Annotated in this window: 17 protein-coding genes and 1 rRNA gene; all 18 read left to right on the forward strand. The window is 65.2% G+C overall.

The features are described from left to right. The first annotated feature begins 177 nt into the window (after nt 1–177). The 18 genes from rrf to der all read left to right on the forward strand — a co-directional run bounded on the left by rrf (nt 178) and on the right by der (nt 17,674). Nucleotides 178–294 (forward strand): 5S ribosomal RNA (gene rrf, locus CH295_RS21125). Nucleotides 295–366: 72 nt separating this feature from the next. Beyond that, a complete protein-coding gene (locus CH295_RS28130) occupies nt 367–1,248 on the forward strand; it encodes a tetratricopeptide repeat protein (protein WP_082323568.1) in 882 nt (293 codons plus the stop codon). Then, on the forward strand, nt 1,245–2,234 hold the full coding sequence (locus tag CH295_RS28135; RefSeq protein WP_094741869.1) for an HAD-IIA family hydrolase: 990 nt from the start codon (nt 1,245–1,247) through the stop codon (nt 2,232–2,234). Before CH295_RS28130 ends, CH295_RS28135 begins: the two co-directional genes overlap by 4 nt. Nucleotides 2,235–2,308: 74 nt before the next feature. After that, on the forward strand, nt 2,309–2,551 hold the full coding sequence (locus CH295_RS21140; RefSeq protein WP_094632051.1) for a hypothetical protein: 243 nt from the start codon (nt 2,309–2,311) through the stop codon (nt 2,549–2,551). Nucleotide 2,552: 1 nt separating this feature from the next. Further along, the gene (locus CH295_RS21145) at nt 2,553–3,374 is read left to right on the forward strand and encodes a TlyA family RNA methyltransferase (RefSeq protein ID WP_037189194.1); all 822 of its coding nucleotides are present in this window, start codon (nt 2,553–2,555) and stop codon (nt 3,372–3,374) included. Then, on the forward strand, nt 3,371–4,336 hold the full coding sequence (locus CH295_RS21150; protein WP_037189195.1) for an NAD kinase: 966 nt from the start codon (nt 3,371–3,373) through the stop codon (nt 4,334–4,336). Before CH295_RS21145 ends, CH295_RS21150 begins: the two co-directional genes overlap by 4 nt. 2 nt (nt 4,337–4,338) lie before the next feature. Continuing rightward, nucleotides 4,339–6,108, forward strand: a complete 1,770-nt coding sequence (gene recN / locus CH295_RS21155; protein WP_037189938.1) for a DNA repair protein RecN — start codon at nt 4,339–4,341, stop codon at nt 6,106–6,108. Between the two features lie 84 nt (nt 6,109–6,192). Further along, on the forward strand, nt 6,193–7,377 hold the full coding sequence (gene steA / locus CH295_RS21160) for a putative cytokinetic ring protein SteA (protein WP_037189196.1): 1,185 nt from the start codon (nt 6,193–6,195) through the stop codon (nt 7,375–7,377). Next, entirely contained in the window at nt 7,374–8,321 is a 948-nt protein-coding gene (locus CH295_RS21165) for a copper transporter (protein WP_094632063.1), read from the forward strand. The genes steA and CH295_RS21165 overlap by 4 nt, the downstream gene beginning before the upstream one ends. A gap of 150 nt (nt 8,322–8,471) precedes the next feature. Beyond that, nucleotides 8,472–10,202, forward strand: a complete 1,731-nt coding sequence (gene pyrG / locus CH295_RS21170) for a CTP synthase (RefSeq protein ID WP_094632045.1) — start codon at nt 8,472–8,474, stop codon at nt 10,200–10,202. Continuing rightward, complete coding sequence (locus CH295_RS21175; protein ID WP_094741870.1) at nt 10,199–10,831, forward strand: NUDIX domain-containing protein; 633 nt, start codon at nt 10,199–10,201, stop codon at nt 10,829–10,831. The genes pyrG and CH295_RS21175 overlap by 4 nt, the downstream gene beginning before the upstream one ends. Before the next feature lie 5 nt (nt 10,832–10,836). Next, nucleotides 10,837–11,751: a site-specific tyrosine recombinase XerD gene (gene xerD / locus CH295_RS21180; protein ID WP_094741871.1), complete on the forward strand. Its 915-nt coding sequence runs from the start codon at nt 10,837–10,839 to the stop codon at nt 11,749–11,751. 110 nt (nt 11,752–11,861) lie between these two features. Then, entirely contained in the window at nt 11,862–12,824 is a 963-nt protein-coding gene (locus CH295_RS21185) for a ParA family protein (RefSeq protein WP_037189200.1), read from the forward strand. Continuing rightward, nucleotides 12,821–13,657: a segregation and condensation protein A gene (locus tag CH295_RS21190; RefSeq protein ID WP_094741872.1), complete on the forward strand. Its 837-nt coding sequence runs from the start codon at nt 12,821–12,823 to the stop codon at nt 13,655–13,657. Before CH295_RS21185 ends, CH295_RS21190 begins: the two co-directional genes overlap by 4 nt. After that, on the forward strand, nt 13,654–14,337 hold the full coding sequence (scpB, locus tag CH295_RS21195) for an SMC-Scp complex subunit ScpB (protein ID WP_037189202.1): 684 nt from the start codon (nt 13,654–13,656) through the stop codon (nt 14,335–14,337). Before CH295_RS21190 ends, scpB begins: the two co-directional genes overlap by 4 nt. A 12-nt stretch (nt 14,338–14,349) precedes the next feature. Then, entirely contained in the window at nt 14,350–15,546 is a 1,197-nt protein-coding gene (locus CH295_RS21200) for a pseudouridine synthase (protein ID WP_094741873.1), read from the forward strand. Next, nucleotides 15,546–16,229, forward strand: coding sequence for a (d)CMP kinase (cmk, locus tag CH295_RS21205; protein WP_094668760.1), 684 nt, complete (start codon nt 15,546–15,548; stop codon nt 16,227–16,229). The genes CH295_RS21200 and cmk overlap by 1 nt, the downstream gene beginning before the upstream one ends. Continuing rightward, nucleotides 16,226–17,674, forward strand: a complete 1,449-nt coding sequence (der, locus tag CH295_RS21210) for a ribosome biogenesis GTPase Der (protein ID WP_037189204.1) — start codon at nt 16,226–16,228, stop codon at nt 17,672–17,674. Before cmk ends, der begins: the two co-directional genes overlap by 4 nt. Nucleotides 17,675–17,712: the final 38 nt, after the last annotated feature.

Here is a 17,712-nt window from a genome sequence, read left to right on the forward strand (position 1 = left end):
TAACCGATGCAGGTGACTGGTACTAATAGGCCGAGGACTTACCACAAAGAAGCTACGCGTCCACTGTGCAATATCTGAAACAACACACGAGTTGTTCAGTTACACAATCGAATACACGAATCCGCCACCCATATATGTGTGGGTGACAGGTTCGCTCGTGACACTGTTTCGCAGAGTTACGGCGGCCATAGCGGAGGGGAAACGCCCGGTCCCATTCCGAACCCGGAAGCTAAGCCCTCCAGCGCCGATGGTACTGCACTCGACAGGGTGTGGGAGAGTAGGACACCGCCGAACACCCGTTGTAAGAAGGGGACCCACTTGGTGGGTCCCCTTTTTGCGTTTGTACCGAAATCCGAAAGGACGCCCGTGTCGGAAGACAACAACGATCGTCGCCCCTCCCGAGGGGACGGCGGCAACCGCCCGAGCGAGTCCCGAGACCGCAACCCCCGCGCTCAGGACCGCCGCGGCGACCCGCGTCGTTCGGACGGTCCGCCCCGCAGGCGTGGCGGTGAGGGCGGGTTCTCCGGAGACCGGCGCGGAAACAGCGCACCGTCCGACCGTCGACCGCCGCGTCCCGATGAGCCGGATCTGCCCGACGAGGTCGAAGCAGGCCAGCTCGAACCAGCAGTGCGTCGAGATCTGTTGAGCTTGGACAAGAACAACGCAACTGCCGTCGCACGTCACCTCGTGATGACCAGCAGGCTGCTCGACGACGATCCGCAGTTGGCGCTGCTGCACGCGCGCGCGGCTCGTCAGCGCGCCGGCCGCATCGCCGTGGTCCGTGAGACCGCGGGTATCGCGGCGTACCACGCCGGTGAGTGGGCCGAAGCACTGTCCGAGCTTCGCGCCGCCCGACGGATGGCAGGCGGACCGGGCCTCATCGCTGTGATGGCCGACTGCGAGCGCGGACTCGGACGTCCAGAGCGCGCTATCGAGCTCGGTCGCAGCGACGAGGCTCGCGAGTTGACCGGCGAGGAAGCGTCGGAGCTTCGGATCGTCGTGGCAGGTGCCCGAATGGATCTGAACCAGTACGACCAGGCCGTGGTCACGCTGCAGACCCCTGATCTCGACGCGTCGCGCTCCGGCACTGCTGCTGCTCGGCTCTTCTACGTCTACGCCGATGCGCTGGTTGCGGCGGGTCGCGTCGACGAAGGTGTGAAGTGGTTCCTCAATGCCGCTGCAGCCGACGTCGATGGTGAGACCGACGCAGAAGAGCGGGTCGAGGAGCTGTCCGGAGGCGGTCAGTGACGGTGCTGCGTGATCTCCACGATGTTCTGCTGCTCGATCTCGACGGCACCGTCTATGCCGGCAAGGATCCCATTCCCGGTGCAGTGGAAGCACTGTCGGGTGGTTCGGAGAAGCAGTACTTCGTCACCAACAACGCCAGTCGAGCCCCCGAGGACGTTGCCGAACATCTGCGTGGTCTCGGGTTCGACACCACAGCAGAGTTCGTCGTCACCAGTTCCGAGGCCGGCGCCCGCGTGTTGGCGGGCAAGTTGGACCAAGGTTCCCGCGTGCTCGTCGTCGGCACCGACGCATTGGCGAACGAGATCACCAAGGTAGGACTGGTGCCGGTCCGCTCTGCCGACGACGATCCGGTCGCAGTGGTGCAGGGTCACTCGGTCGATACAGGCTGGAAGATGCTGGCCGAGGCAGTCCTCGCCATTCGTGCGGGTGCGCTGTGGGTGGCCACGAACATCGATGCCACCCTGCCGACCGAGCGAGGACTCGTTCTGGGCAACGGCTCGATGGTCGCAGCGGTGCGCAACGCCACCGAGATCGAGCCGATCGTGGCGGGCAAGCCGGCCGCCCCGATCATGCACGACGCCATCGAGCGCAGCGGAGCACGCTCGGCACTGGTCGTAGGAGACAGACTAGACACCGACATCGCTGGAGCGAACGAAATCGACCTTCCGTCGCTGCTGGTTCTGACCGGCGTCAGTACCGCTGCCGAGTTGTTGCGTGCTCCTCGGCGTCTGCAGCCCACTCATATCGGCGCCGATCTCGGAGTCCTGAACGAGGACGAGACGGCGTCGAGGGTCGGTAGCAAGACCGGTTGGACGGTCGGCATCGAGAACGAGGTGCTTTCGGTGCAGTACAGCGGAGACGGTGCGCCGGATGCGTTCGAGGGTGCGCTCGCCACACTGCACGTCGCCTGGTCCGGCTCGGCCTTCTCGGACGTTCGCTTCGAGGGTGATCGGCTCGGCGATCTGCGTTCCCTGCTCGGGTGCTGACACAGCATTCGACAGCACCGTTCGGAGAGCGGCGATCGGGCGTTCGTCGGACCCATCCGATAGCGTGAGAGGCGATGAGCGCGTCTATTCCACTACCAGGACAGCACCGGCCGAGCGGTGCCGGCGATGAGTCGTCGGCTGATCCGGACACTGTTCGCACCGAAGTGTCCTCGCTGCTGAATCAGCTCACCATCGAGTCGACGGACGATGGGGAATCCGAGGCTGTGGACTCCGACGCCCTTGCGCGCGACGCGAGTCTGCTCGACCGCGCGCACGAGGTACTCGTGCGCGCCCTGACCACCGTCGACAAGACCTGACGTGGCTCGTCGCGCACGTGTCGACGCCGAGCTGGTTCGTCGTGGACTCGCCCGATCTCGCGAGCACGCTTCCGAGTTGATCGAAGCAGGCCGGGTGAAGATCGCAGGGACCGTGGCCTCGAAGCCCGCGACCGCGGTGGAGCCGGGCACACCGTTGCTGGTGGCCGAAGAAGACAACGAGGTCTCGTGGGCCTCCCGCGGTGCCCACAAGTTGCTCGGTGCCCTCGACGCATTCGAGCCGCTGGGTCTGACCGTCGAGCAGGCTCGTTGTCTGGACGCCGGTGCATCCACCGGAGGGTTCACCGACGTTCTACTCAGTCGAGGCGTGCGTGAAGTGGTTGCCGTCGACGTGGGTTACGGGCAGCTGGTGTGGCGCCTGCAATCCGACGACCGCGTTCATGTCATCGATCGCACCAACGTTCGGTCGATCGACGCCGAGACGATCGGCGGACCGGTGGACGTGATCGTCGCAGATCTGTCGTTCATCTCGTTGAAGCTCGTTCTTCCCGCTTTCGTTGCATGCGCGAAGCCGGGTACCGACATGGTGTTGATGGTCAAGCCGCAGTTCGAGGTCGGCAAGGATCGCGTGGGTTCCGGTGGTGTGGTGCGAGATCCCGCGCTGAGAGCCGAGGCCGTCGAGGATGTGGCCAATGCGGCCGTCGCGTCGAATCTCACGGTGCAGGCGGTAGCGGCAAGCCCACTGCCGGGGCCGTCGGGCAATGTCGAGTACTTTTTGTGGCTGAGGGCAGGTGCAGGCGAGGATTCGCCACGCGCCGACATCACGGAACTCGTCCGGCTCGCGATCGAGGAAGGACCACAGTGACTCCGTCCCACGCAGCACCGGAACGGGAGTCGACTCGAGAAATTCTTCTCGTCGCCCATCCTGGTCGACCGGACATCGCCGAAACCGCGCGTCGCGTGGGCAAGGTGTTCGACGAAGCGGGCATCTGCCTTCGCGTGCTCGTGGACGAGGTCGAGCCGTCGAAGATCGAAGCCTCCGACACCGAGGAACACGACCACGTATTCGTCGCGGACATGAAGCTCAACGTCGTCGAGTTCGGACCGGACGCAGCCGCCGGCTGCGAGATGGTCCTCGTGCTCGGCGGTGACGGGACCTTCCTGCGCGCAGCCGAACTCGCGCAAGCGGCCTCGATTCCGGTGCTCGGCATCAACCTCGGCCACGTCGGATTCCTGGCCGAGGCCGAAGCCGACCATCTCGAAGGTGCCCTGGCCCGCGTCATCGCCGGGGACTACCGCATCGAGCAACGCATGACGTTGGACATTGCGATTCGCGTCGGCGACCAGGTGGTCGATCGTGGCTGGGCATTGAACGAAGCCAGCATCGAGAACGGGTCGAGGCTCGGAGTGCTCGAGGTCGTACTCGAAGTCGACGGACGACCGGTGTCCGCATTCGGGTGCGACGGCGTCCTCATCTCCACACCGACGGGCTCGACGGCCTACGCGTTCTCGGCCGGTGGGCCTGTGGTCTGGCCGGAACTCGAAGCGATATTGGTCATTCCGAGCAACGCACACGCGTTGTTCGCGCGGCCGCTCGTCACCAGCCCCGAGTCGATCATCGCGGTCGAAATCGATGCCGGCGGACACGCAGGATTCGTATTCTGCGACGGCAGGCGCACATTGAGCCTGCCGGCAGGTGCTCGCGTCGAGGTGGTGCGGGGAGCGTCACCGATCAAGTGGGTTCGACTCGATTCGGCACCGTTCGCCGATCGCATGGTCAAGAAATTCGAACTGCCCGTGACCGGGTGGCGGGGGAGAGCGAGGTAGGGATGCTCGAAGAGATTCGGATCGACAGCCTCGGAGTCATTTCCGGTGCCAGCGCACAATTTCACGAGGGGCTGACCGTACTCACCGGCGAAACGGGTGCCGGTAAGACCATGGTGGTCACCAGTCTGCACCTGTTGTCGGGTGCCCGCGCCGACGCAGGCCGGGTTCGGCTCGGCGCGCAGCGTGCCGTGGTCGAGGGGCGATTCAGCACCGACACCGCGTCGGAGCAGGTGATCGACGACGTCGACAAGGTGCTCGAGTCCTCGGGAGGTCAACGGGACGAGGACAATTCGATCATCGCCGTGCGAACCGTCAACTCGGACGGTCGTTCTCGTGCGCACCTCGGTGGGCGCAGTGTCCCCGCATCGGTGCTGTCGAACTTCACCGACTCGTTGCTGACGGTCCACGGTCAGAACGATCAGCTGCGTCTGCTGCGTCCCGATCAGCAACTCGGCGCGCTGGACAGATTCGCGGGGGATGCGGTGGCGTCCCTGGTTTCGAAGTACCGCACCGCGCGCAAGACGTGGCTCGACGCGCGCAACGAGCTGATCGACCGCACCGAACGCAGCCGCGAGTTGGCGCAGGAAGCCGATCGGCTGCAGTTCGGCCTGCAGGAGATCGACTCTCTGGCACCGGAGCCGGGTGAGGATCGCTCCGTGGCCGAGGATGTGCGTCGGCTGGGCGATCTCGATTCGCTGCGTGAGACCGCGGAAGGTGCTTCGGCAGCACTCGTCGGGAGTACCGAGGAGGCGTCGGACACGGCGTCCGCGCTGTATCTGCTGGGTGAGGCTCGCTCTCGCCTCGAACATGCCGAGGACGCAGCACTGACCGAGCTGTTGCCGCGACTGAACGACGCGATGGCGATCGTGGGCGACATCGGGGCAGACCTCACCTCGTACTTGACGGATCTGCCGTCCGATCCGGGTGCCCTCGACACGATCCTGAACCGGCAGGCCGAGTTGAAGTCGTTGACGCGCAAGTACGCCGCCGATGTCGACGGCGTCATCGCCTGGGCGGAAGACGCCCGCGAGCGACTCTCGCACATCGACACCTCGGCCGATGCGCTCGCCGAGTTGAGCGCCAAGGTCGACGCGGCTGCGATCGACGTCGCGGCGGCTGCGTCGAAGCTCAGTGCGGCTCGAGCGAAGGCAGCCGTGAAGCTCTCGAAAGCGGTCAGCGTCGAGCTGGCGGGCCTGGCGATGGGAAAAGCCAAGCTGCAGATCGATGTTCGCGCACTTCCCGCCGGACCGTCCGACACTGCCCCGATCGTCGTCGACGGCACCGAACTGCATGCGGGCAGCAGCGGCGTCGACGAGGTCGAGTTTCGTCTGTCCGCGCACGACGGTGCCCAGGCTCTTCCGATCAGCAAGAGTGCGTCGGGCGGTGAGCTGTCGCGGGTGATGTTGGCGCTCGAAGTGGTGCTGGCGGGCTCGGACAAGGGCGCGACGATGGTCTTCGACGAGGTCGACGCCGGAGTGGGTGGTCGCGCGGCCGTCGAGGTCGGGCGTCGACTCGGCCGGTTGGCGCGCACGCACCAGGTCATCGTGGTCACCCACTTGCCGCAGGTTGCAGCATTCGCCGATACACACCTGGTGGTCGACAAGACCGATGCGAAGAAGGGCGCGGCGAACAGTGGGGTTCGGACGCTGTCTTCGTCGGAACGCGTCGTCGAGCTCGCGAGAATGCTCGCGGGTCTGGACGACACGGAGACCGGTCGCGCGCATGCCGAGGAGCTGCTGGCCACCGCAAATGCGGATAGAGCCGCCTTGTAACTTTTGGTGCTGATGTGATCAGTGTGGTAGTTGTTTCGGCGCGCCTCCGTCGTCGGGCGTGTCGATCGGGTCATCATGGTTCCCATGAAGATGCCGGCTCTGCTGTCACGTAGTCAGGATTCGCTGCCCGGAATCACCGGTATCGCGCGAGTCGATCGCAACACGGCCAAGCTCCTCAAACGGGTCGGCCCCGGTGACATCGTCGTGCTCGACGAGCTCGACCTGGACCGCCTGACCGCCGATGCGCTCGTCGAGGCAGGGGTGCTCGCGGTCGTCAACGCGTCCCCCTCGATCTCCGGGCGCTACCCGAACCTGGGCCCCGAGGCCATCGTGGCCAACGGGATCACCTTGATCGACTCGGCCGGCACCGAGATCTTCAAGAAGATCAAGGATGGCACCAAGATTCGCCTCAACGACGGCGGTGTCTACACCGGCGATCGGCGCCTCGCGAAGGGTGACGAGCAGAGCGAAGCCGAGATCTCGGACAAGATGATCGAGGCCAAGACGGGTCTGGTCGACCATCTGGAAGCGTTCTCGGGCAACACGATCGAGTTCATCCGAACCGAGAGCCCGTTGCTCATCGACGGCGTCGGAGTGCCGGACATCGACATCGATCTCAAGGGTCGTCATGTGGTGATCGTGGCCGACGGTCCCGGGCACGCCGAGGATCTGAAGAACCTCAAGCCGTTCATCAAGGAGTACTCGCCCGTCATCATCGGAGTCGGCGCGGGTGCCGACACCGCGATGAAGGCGGGGCATCGCCCTGATCTCATCGTCGGGGATCCCGAGGACGTCACTGCGCAGACGCTCAAATGCGGTGCCGAGGTGGTACTTCCGGCAGATTCCGACGGACACGCGCAGGGCCTCGAACGCATTCAGGATCTGGGTATCGGTGCCATGACGTTCCCGGCCACCGGTGCCGCTGCCGATCTCGCGCTGCTGTTGGCCGATCATCACGGGGCCTCGCTCATCGTGTCGGTCGGTAGCCCGGCCAGCCTGGACGAGTTCTTCGATCGCGGTCGACGCAACACGAACCCGGCCGCATTCATGACACGTCTGAAGGTCGGGGCCAAGCTGGTCGACGCCAAAGCTGTGGCGACGCTGTATCGCAGCCGTGTGTCCGGCGGTGCGATCGCTCTGTTGATTCTGGCGGCGCTCGTCGCCGTCATCGTGGCGTTGGCCGTGTCCAACATCGGCGGCGAATCGTTGGATTGGGCAATCGATCTGTGGAACCGGTTCGCCCTGTGGTTCCAGGGGTTGCTTTCGTGATTTCGCTTCGCCAACATGCCATTTCGCTGGCAGCGGTCTTCGTGGCACTGGCCATCGGCATCGTGCTCGGTTCGGGTCTGCTCTCGAGCGGACTGGTATCGGGCCTTCGAGACGACAAGACCGGTCTCGAAACTCAGGTGGACGATCTGCAGGCGACCAACAATCAGCTCGGTGAGCAGCTCAACTCGGCCGACGGCTTCGACGCTGCGGTATCGGGCCGGGTTCTACGGGACACGTTGGTCGATCGCAGCGTCGTGGTCATCACCACCCCGGATGCCGACCCCGGCGACGTGGACGGAGTCACACGGTCGATCGGAGCCTCGGGTGCCACCGTCACCGGCCGGGTGTCGCTGACCGATTCGTTCGTCTCCGCTGCGAACGGGGACGATCTCCGTACGCGCCTGACCAACGTCATTCCGGCCGGCGTGCAGTTGCGCACCGGCGCCGTGGACCAGGGCAGCCTCGCCGGAGACCTGCTGGGTTCGGTGCTGCTACTCAACGCCGAGACGGCTCAGCCACAGTCGACTCCCGAGGAGCTGTCACTGGCGCTGGAGACGCTGCGTAGCGGCGGGTTCATCGCCTACGACAACGGTGCCGTCGCGCCCGCTCAATTGGCTGTGGTCGTCACCGGTTCCGGTACCTCGGACGTGGAGGACGGCAATCGCGGTGCCATCGTCGCGCGGTTCGCGGGCGCTCTCGACTCGCGTGGTGCTGGCGCGGTACTGGCCGGCCGGTCCGGCGCTGCAGAGGGCAACGGTTCCATCGCTGTGGTGCGCGCCGATTCGGCGCTGTCGTCCGCTCTCAGCACGGTCGACAACGTCGACCGTGAAGCAGGACGGATCACCACTGTTCTCGCCTTGGCGGAGCAGCTGGACGGGGCGTCGGGCCGCTACGGCACCGGAGCCAACGCGAACGCCGTGACCGTCGGAGCGCCGGCGAGCTGATCGTCGTCGGAACGCGCGTGTCGTTGGCGGTGAGGTAGGTACTGGTGTTACCGTGAAGTCCCGTGGGTAGCAGGCCCAATTTTCACGCTTCACCTCTCTTATCAGCCCCCTGATAGGAGCAAGCCCTGCAGACTCGTCACGGGAGCCTCATTGTCACGCCTTCAGTCGCGTTCCGACACCAAGCACATTTTCGTCAGTGGGGGCGTCGCGTCCTCACTCGGAAAAGGCCTGACGGCATCCAGCCTCGGCCAGCTACTGACCGCACGCGGACTGCGCGTGACCATGCAGAAGCTCGATCCATACCTCAATGTCGATCCCGGCACGATGAACCCGTTCCAGCACGGTGAGGTCTTCGTCACCGAGGACGGCTCCGAGACCGATCTCGACGTCGGCCACTACGAGCGATTCCTCGACCGTGATCTGTCCGGTTTCGCCAATGTCACCACCGGCCAGGTGTACTCGACGGTCATCGCCAAGGAACGCCGCGGTGAATACCTGGGCGACACCGTTCAGGTCATCCCGCACATCACCGACGAGATCAAGCGTCGCATTCTCGCCATGAACGGCCCGGACCTGCAGGGTCACCAGCCAGATGTCGTGATCACCGAAATCGGCGGCACCGTCGGCGATATCGAGTCGCAGCCGTTCCTCGAAGCAGCGCGTCAGGTGCGCCACGACGTCGGCCGCAACAACGTGTTCTTCCTGCACGTGTCGTTGGTTCCGTTCCTGGCTCCGTCCGGTGAACTCAAGACCAAGCCCACTCAGCACTCCGTCGCAGCACTGCGCAGCATCGGTATCCAGCCCGACGCGTTGATCCTGCGTTGCGATCGCGACGTGCCGCCGGGGCTCAAGAACAAGATCGCGCTCATGTGCGACGTCGACGTCGACGGCTGCATCTCCACGCCCGACGCGCCGTCGATCTACGACATTCCCAAGGTGCTGCACAAGGAAGGCCTGGACGCGTACGTCGTCCGTCAGCTCGGTCTCCCGTTCCGCGATGTGGACTGGACCATCTGGGGTGGACTGCTCGAGCGCGTCCACCAGCCGCGCGAAACCGTGCGCGTCGGCTTGGTCGGCAAGTACGTGGACCTGCCCGACGCGTACCTCTCGGTCACCGAGGCGCTGCGTGCCGGTGGATTCGCCCATCGCGCGAAGGTCGAGATCAAGTGGGTTCCATCCGACGAGTGCTCGACGCCTGCGGGGGCGCAGGCCGCGTTGGGTGATGTCGATGCCGTGCTCATTCCCGGTGGTTTCGGTATCCGCGGCATCGAGGGCAAGCTCGGGGCCATCGAGTTCGCACGTACCCGCAAGATTCCGTTGCTGGGGTTGTGCCTCGGATTGCAGTGTGTGGTCATCGAGGCGGCTCGTTCGGTCGGTCTGACCGATGCCAATTCCGCCGAGTTCGATCCGGACACCAAGGATCCGGTGATCTCCACGATGGCCGATCAGGAAGACGCCGTCGCCGGTGACGCCGATCTCGGCGGCACGATGCGCCTCGGTGCCTACCCGGCCACTCTGCAGAAGGGCTCGGTTGTCGCGGCGTCGTACGGCACCGAGAACGTCTCGGAGCGCCACCGTCATCGCTACGAGGTCAACAACGACTACCGGGACCGAATTGCCAAGAGCGGCTTGGTGTTCAGCGGTACCTCCCCGGACGGCCACCTTGTCGAGTTCGTCGAACTGCCCGCTTCGGTGCACCCGTTCTTCGTCGCCACGCAGGCGCATCCGGAGCTCAAGAGCCGGCCGACTCGTCCGCATCCGTTGTTCGCATCGTTGATCAATGCGGCATTGAAGTACAAGGCTGCAGAGCGGCTGCCGGTCGACATTCACGGTGACACCGTGGCGGCAGAGGAATCGGACGCGGCCGAGACCGTCGGATGAGCGAGCCCCGGCACGAGTTCACCACCCTCGACTCGTCGGTGCCGTATTCCGGCGCGATCCTTGCGCTTCGGCTCGATCAGGTCGCGATGCCGAACGGTCGTCAGGCCGAGCGTGAGGTGATCGAGCATCACGGCGCGGTCGGAATTCTGGCCGTCGACGATCAGGATCGTGTGGTGATGATCGAGCAGTACCGTCATCCCGTCGGTCGTCGACTGTGGGAGTTGCCTGCCGGTCTGCTGGACGAGCCGGGGGAGCGGCCCGTGCTGGCGGCTCAGCGTGAGCTCGCCGAGGAAACCGGGCTCGCCGCTCGGACGTGGTCGGTTCTGGTCGACGTACTGGCCTCGCCCGGGTTCACCGACGAGGCCGTGCGGATCTTCCTGGCTCAGGGCCTGACCGAGGTCGATCGGCCCGAGGCTCACGACGAGGAAGCCGATATCGAGCTTTCGTACGTGCCGGTGGACGAGGCCGTCCGTCGGGCTCTGTCGGGCGAGATCGTCAACGCATCCGCGGTGGCGGGCGTTCTCGCATTCGCCGCGGCACGTGCTACCGGTACCGAACTGCGCACCGCCGACTCCCCGTGGCCCGATCTGCCGACAGCATTCGAGAAGCGGAAGAGTTCACGAAAGTAGCCACCGTGATCGGCCAGCAGATTCAGACGTACCTCGACCATCTGGTGGTCGAGCGCGGGTCGGCACCGAACACGGTGTCGTCCTACCGTCGCGATCTGGTGCGCTACGAGCGGTTCCTCAGCGGCTACGGCATCACCGATCTGGCGAAGGTCGCCGACAACGACATCACCGAGTTCGTGCTCTATCTGCGGCGCGGTGACGACGATTTCCCGGCTCTCGCAGCGAGTTCGGCTGCCCGGACGTTGATCGCGGTGCGGGGTCTGCACCGATTCGCGCTCGCGGAGGGCATGGTCGAGCGCAACGTGGCGAGCGAGGTCAAGCCGCCCCAACCGGCGAAGCGACTACCGAAGTCGCTCCCCGTCGACCAGGTGGTGGCGTTGCTCGAATCGGCGTCCGTTGCCGGTCCCGATGCCCCGCGCGGTCTGCGGGATCGGGCCCTGTTGGAACTGCTGTATTCGACCGGGGCTCGTATTTCCGAGGCAGTGGGGCTCGACGTCGACGACATCGACACCGAGGCCCGCTCGGTGCTGTTACGCGGCAAAGGTGGCAAGCACCGCATCGTCCCGGTGGGGCGGCCCGCGATCGAGGCCGTCGACGCCTACCTGGTGCGCGGCCGGCCGGGGCTGGTCTCGCGCTCCGATCCTGCGCTGTTCCTCAACGTCCGGGGCGGCAGGTTGTCTCGGCAGAGCGCGTGGCAGGTGTTGCAGGATTCGGCCGTGCGGGCCGGGATCACCGCGGGGGTCTCACCGCACGTCCTGCGGCATTCGTTCGCTACTCATCTGCTCGACGGCGGTGCCGATGTCCGCGTCGTGCAGGAGCTGTTGGGGCACGCTTCGGTGACGACGACGCAGATCTACACCCTCGTCACCGTCAACACGCTGCGCGAAGTGTGGGCCGGCGCGCATCCGCGGGCGAGGTAGCACGAGCCCCGCGGCCGTGTGTCAGCGTGTCCGATGACGTTGCCGGCGCACCAAGCGGTAGCGTTTGCCAGATCTACTCGAAGACGAACGGGACAGGGGAGCGCTGGAACGTGTCGACACCGCAGCCGCCAGCGGCGGAGTCAGCTTTGGAACATCCACATCTCGACGGCGCCCTGTTCCAGACGCGTCAACCGGAATCCAGTCGGGAGACACGCGACATCACTCCTGCTCCTAACGAGCTCGGGCCCACGGGTCGTATGACTCGGCCGGTCCCGGATCCGCAGCCGTTGTCCAGCCACGGCCCGGCCAAGATCATTGCGATGTGCAACCAGAAGGGTGGCGTCGGTAAGACGACGTCGACCATCAATCTCGGCGCCTCGTTGGCCGGCTACGGCCGTCGCGTGCTCCTCGTGGACCTCGACCCGCAGGGCGCACTGTCCGCGGGATTGGGTGTCGCACATCACGAGCTCGATCTGACGGTCTACAACCTCCTCGTCGAAGCTAAGGTCTCTGCCGACGACATCATCATGCGGACTCGCGTCGAGAACCTCGATCTGATGCCCAGCAACATCGACCTCTCGGCCGCCGAAATTCAGTTGGTCACCGAGGTCGGCCGGGAGCAGACACTCGGGCGGGTGCTGCATCCGATTCTCGATCGTTACGACTACGTCCTCATCGATTGCCAGCCGTCCCTCGGTCTGTTGACGGTCAATGCGCTCACGTGTGCCGACGAAGTGTTGATCCCGATGGAGTGCGAGTACTTCAGCCTTCGCGGGCTGGCATTGCTCAACGACACCGTCGAGAAGGTGCGCGATCGTCTCAACCCACGGCTGAAGTTGGCCGGCATCGTGGTGACGATGTTCGACGCCCGCACTCTGCACTCGCGTGAGGTGATGACGCGAGTGGTCGAGGTGTTCGGCGACGTCGTCTACGACACGGTGATCACCAGAACGGTCCGCTTCCCCGAGACCAGTGTCGCCGGCGAGCCGATCACTACCTGGGCTCCGAAATCCGGCGGCGCGCAGGCGTACCGCGCCCTTGCGCGCGAGGTGATCTACCGGTCGGGTCCGTGACCGTCGACGCTGCCGACGAGGCCCCGATCGAGGTTCCCGCCGACGCGGATCCGTCGAAATTTCGGGTGCGTCTGCTCAACTTCGAGGGTCCGTTCGATCTGCTGCTGTCGCTGATCAGTCAGCACCGCATGGACGTCACCGAAGTGGCGTTGCACACCGTCACCGACGATTTCATCTCGTTCACCAAATCACTCGGTGCCGATGTCGGCCTCGACCAGACGACGGAATTCCTCGTCGTTGCCGCCACATTGCTCGATCTCAAGGCGGCACGATTGCTGCCCTCTGGTGATGTGGAGGACGCCGAGGATCTGGCGCTGCTCGAAGTGCGAGATCTGCTGTTCGCGCGGTTGCTGCAGTACCGCGCCTACAAGCAGGTCGCTCTGCTGTTCGGTGAGCTGGAAGCTGCTGCGCTGCGGCGTTATCCGCGGTCGGTGTCGGTGGAGGACAGATACGCCGATTTGATTCCCGAGGTGCTGCTCGGCGTCGACCCGGCCACATTCGCAGACATCGCCGCAGCGGCCTTCAGGCCCAAGCCGATTCCCCAGGTGGGACTCGATCACATCCATCAGCACGCGGTCTCGATTCCCGAGCAGGCAGCGTGGTTGCTCAAGAATCTGCAGGGGCGAGGCCTGAACGAGTGGGCGTCGTTCTCGGAGTTGGTGCAGGACTGCGAGGTGCAGGTGGAAATAATCGCTCGATTCCTGGCGTTGCTGGAGCTGTTCCGGCAACAGGTGATCGCGTTCGAGCAGCCCGAGCCGCTCGGCGATCTTCGAGTGAGTTGGACCGGTAAGGACGAAGGACCCATCGTGGTCACGGAAGAGGACTACGCATGAGTGCCGATCCAGAACTCGAGCTTGAGGACGTCGAGGATTCCGAGGAGCTGGACGACACCACTCTCGCGTCGGCTCTGGAAGCTGTGTTGCTGATCGTCGACACTCCCGCGTCGGACGAGCAGCTTGCCTCGGCCGTGGGTGCCTCGGTGGCCCGCGTGCGCGCGGCCTTGACGGCGATGGCCGCCGAACTGACCGAACGAACCAGCGGAATCGACCTTCGCTACGCCGGTGACGGATGGCGTTTCTACACCCGAACCGCCTATGCGCCGTACGTCGAACGGCTGCTTCTGGACGGCGCTCGGTCCAAGCTCACACGCGCGGCATTGGAAACCCTGGCCGTGATCGCATATCGTCAACCGTTGACCCGCGCACGAGTCAGCGCCGTGCGAGGAGTCAATGTCGATGGAGTGATGCGTACGTTGCTCGCCCGTGGACTGATCTCCGAAGCAGGAACCGACCCGGAGACGACCGGCACGATGTACTGCACCACCGAGTTGTTCCTCGAACGGCTCGGGCTCGCATCGCTCGGTGATCTACCCGAACTGGCACCGCTGTTGCCGGGTGTGGACCTGATCGACGAGATCAGTGACAGCATGGACACCGACCCGAGAATGACCCGCTCCACCAAGAACCGCGGATCGAAACCCGATCCGGCAGCCGAGCTCGACTCGGACGACTGATAGGTAAGACAAGTGAACAAGCCCGCTCGCCGTGATGGCACACCGGACCGTAACAAGAGACAAGACCCACGCAGGAAGCCGACCGCAGGTAGGTCGGACACTCCGCGTGACGCGCGCCGCGGAGATCGCACCCGCGACGCAGCGCCCCGCGACGGCGCTCCCCGTACCGGAGCCCCGCGCACCGGAGCTCCCCGCACCGGGGGACCTCGCGCAGGTGCGCCACGTACCGGAGCTCCTCGCACAGGAGCCCGACCTGCCCCTCGCCGTGGCGTCGAGCAGGACGAATCGATCGATTACACGCCCGTCGAGACCGGCGTCAACGACCGCAGCAACGACGCTGTTCCGCGCAAGAAGCCCTCGCGTCCCAAGCCGCCGAAGCCGCAGAAGAAGCAGGTTCCGTCGACCACGATCAGCAACGCCAAGCCGGCGAAGCATCAGCACACCGATTCCTCACCGCGCAAGCATGTGCCCGCCGGTGAAGGTGTTCGGTTGCAGAAGGTGCTCGCACAGGCAGGCGTCGCATCGCGTCGCGCCGCCGAGGAACTGATCGCCGACGGCCGCGTCGAGGTCGACGGACGCATCGTGACCGAACAGGGCATCCGCATCGATCCCAACATCGCCGTGGTCCGTGTCGACGGCACTCGCGTGGTGGTGAAGGAAGAGCTGGTTCATCTCGCGATGAACAAGCCGCGTGGATGGCAGTGCACCATGTCCGACGATCTGGGACGCCCGTGCGTCGGCGACATCGTCTCCGAGCGGGTCCAGGCGGGTCAGCGACTGTTCCACGTCGGCCGCCTCGATGCCGATACCGAAGGGCTGTTGCTCTTCACCAACGACGGTGATCTTGCTCACCGCCTGATGCACCCGTCGTTCGAGGTTTCGAAGACCTACCTCGCGACGTTGTCGGGCACCATTCCCCGCACGCTCGGCAAGCAGCTGCGTGAGGGCGTCACTCTCGACGACGGACCGGTGAAGGTCGACGGCTTCCAGCTGCTCGACATCTCGGACGGCAAGTCGCTCGTCAAGGTGACCCTGCACGAGGGCCGCAAGCACATCGTGCGTCGGTTGTTCGACAAGGTCGGATTCCCGGTCGGACGCCTCGTGCGTACCGATGTCGGCAACATCGTGCTCGGCGATCAGCGTCCGGGAACACTGCGTGTTCTCGGTCGCGGCGAGATCGGCAAGCTCTACGAATCCGTAGGCCTGTGATGAGTGCGCTCGTCGTGGCGATGGACGGTCCTTCGGGCACCGGTAAGTCGTCGGTTTCGCGCAGACTCGCGTCGGCGCTGGAAGCGAGCTACCTCGACACCGGTGCGATGTACCGCGTCGCGACGGTATGGGTTCTCCGTTCGGGCGTCGAGCCCACCGATGCGGATGCAGTCGCGAAAGCTGTTGCTGCGCTTCCCCTCGAGATCGGCAAGGACCCGCTGTCCGAGACCGTGTTGCTCGACGGTGAGGACGTCAGCGGCGAAATCCGCGGCGATGCAGTCACCAAGGCCGTCTCGGCCGTGTCCGCAGTGCCTGCGGTGCGCGAGCTGTTGGTGCAGATGCAGCGCGACCTCGCGAGCTCGTCGACGCGAATCGTGGTGGAGGGCCGCGACATCGGCACCGTCGTTCTTCCCGACGCCGACGTGAAGGTGTTCCTGACTGCCTCACCGGAGGCGCGGGCAGAGCGTCGCAACAAACAGAACATCGAACAGGGTCGCGACGACGACTACGAATCCGTGCTCGCGGATGTGCAACGCCGCGATCACGCAGATTCGACGAGAGCAGTGTCACCGCTTCGTCCCGCCGAGGATTCGGTGATCGTCGATACCAGCGAGCTGGATCTCGACGGCGTGATCGAGCGTTTGCTGCTCGTGGTGAACGACAGAAGTGGAGCAGTGCAGTGAGTGAAGAATTCTTCTCCGGCGCAGCGGAAACCGCGGGCGACGGAATATGGAGTGACGAGGGCGAGTGGGAGTACGTCGACCTCAACGAGGGCGAAGACGGCGAAGATGCCGTTGCCGTACCGACTCTCGCCGTGGTGGGTCGTCCGAACGTCGGTAAGTCGACGCTCGTCAACCGCATCATCGGACGACGTGAAGCAGTGGTCGAGGACGTCCCCGGCGTCACCCGCGACCGGGTGTCGTACGAGGCCAACTGGAGTGGTCGACGCTTCCTGGTGCAGGACACCGGCGGTTGGGAACCCGACGCCAAGGGTCTGCAGGCATCCGTTGCGCGCCAAGCCGAGTTGGCCATGCACACCGCCGACGCGATCCTGTTGGTCGTCGACGCGCGAGTCGGCTCGACGACGACGGACGAGGCTGTCGCACGAGTGCTGCGTCGGTCGAAGACTCCGGTTCTGTTGGTGGCCAACAAGGTCGACGACGGCCGCACCGAGTCCGAGGTCGCCGCACTGTGGTCGCTGGGTCTGGGGGAGCCGCTGTCGGTCTCGGCCACTCACGGCCGCGGAACGGGTGATCTGCTGGACCGTGTGCTCGAGGCGTTGCCCGAGACTCCGCGCGAAGGGATCCCCGGTGGGGGACCCAGGCGTGTCGCTCTGGTCGGTAAGCCGAACGTGGGCAAGTCCTCGCTGATCAACAAGCTCTCGGGTGACGAGCGCTCGGTGGTGCACGATGTTGCCGGAACCACCGTCGATCCCGTCGACTCGTTGGTCGAATTGGGCGGCAAGACATGGCGATTCGTCGACACCGCCGGGCTGCGCAAGCGCGTCAGTCATGCCAGTGGTGCCGAGTTCTACGCGTCGCTGCGCACCAAGTCCGCGATCGAGGCCGCCGAGGTCGCGATTCTGCTTCTCGATGCCTCCGAGGTGATCTCGGAGCAGGACATGCGCGTGCTCAGCATGGTCGCCGATGCCGGCCGCGCGTTGGTGCTGGCGTTCAACAAGTGGGATCTGGTGGACGACGATCGTCGTCAGCAGCTAGAGAAGGAGATCGATCGCGATCTCGCTCGGGTGCCGTGGGCGCAGCGAGTGAACATCTCGGCTCAGACGGGCCGTGCGGTCCAGAAGCTCGTGCCCGCTCTGGAGACGGCTCTGGAGTCGTGGGACAAGCGCGTACCCACCGGCAGGTTGAACACGTGGCTCAAGGAGGTCGTGGCGGCCACTCCGCCGCCGATGCGAGGTGGACGTCTGCCGCGCATCATGTTCGCGACGCAGGCCAGCACACGGCCGCCGACGTTCGTGCTGTTCACCACCGGCTTCCTCGAGGCCGGCTACCGCCGATTCATCGAGCGGCGTCTGCGTGAGGAGTTCAACTTCGACGGCAGCCCCGTGCGTGTCTCGGTGCGTATCCGCGAGAAGCGGGAACGGCCGGGCAAGGGCAACAACCGCTGATGTGGCCCGACCCCGCCCCTGAGCAGGCGATTTCCTCT

Source organism: Rhodococcus sp. 14-2483-1-2, from assembly GCF_002259405.1.
In the GTDB taxonomy this organism is placed as follows: domain Bacteria; phylum Actinomycetota; class Actinomycetes; order Mycobacteriales; family Mycobacteriaceae; genus Rhodococcoides.

What these genes read in the sequence shown, in the direction of transcription:
- steA (WP_037189196.1), top strand. Translation starts at nt 6,193, where the DNA reads ATGAAGATGCCGGCTCTGCTGTCACGTAGTCAGGATTCGCTGCCCGGA.
- scpB (WP_037189202.1), top strand. Translation starts at nt 13,654, where the DNA reads ATGAGTGCCGATCCAGAACTCGAGCTTGAGGACGTCGAGGATTCCGAG.
- recN (WP_037189938.1), top strand. Translation starts at nt 4,339, where the DNA reads ATGCTCGAAGAGATTCGGATCGACAGCCTCGGAGTCATTTCCGGTGCC.
- cmk (WP_094668760.1), top strand. Translation starts at nt 15,546, where the DNA reads ATGAGTGCGCTCGTCGTGGCGATGGACGGTCCTTCGGGCACCGGTAAG.
- CH295_RS21140 (WP_094632051.1), top strand. Translation starts at nt 2,309, where the DNA reads ATGAGCGCGTCTATTCCACTACCAGGACAGCACCGGCCGAGCGGTGCC.
- CH295_RS21175 (WP_094741870.1), top strand. Translation starts at nt 10,199, where the DNA reads ATGAGCGAGCCCCGGCACGAGTTCACCACCCTCGACTCGTCGGTGCCG.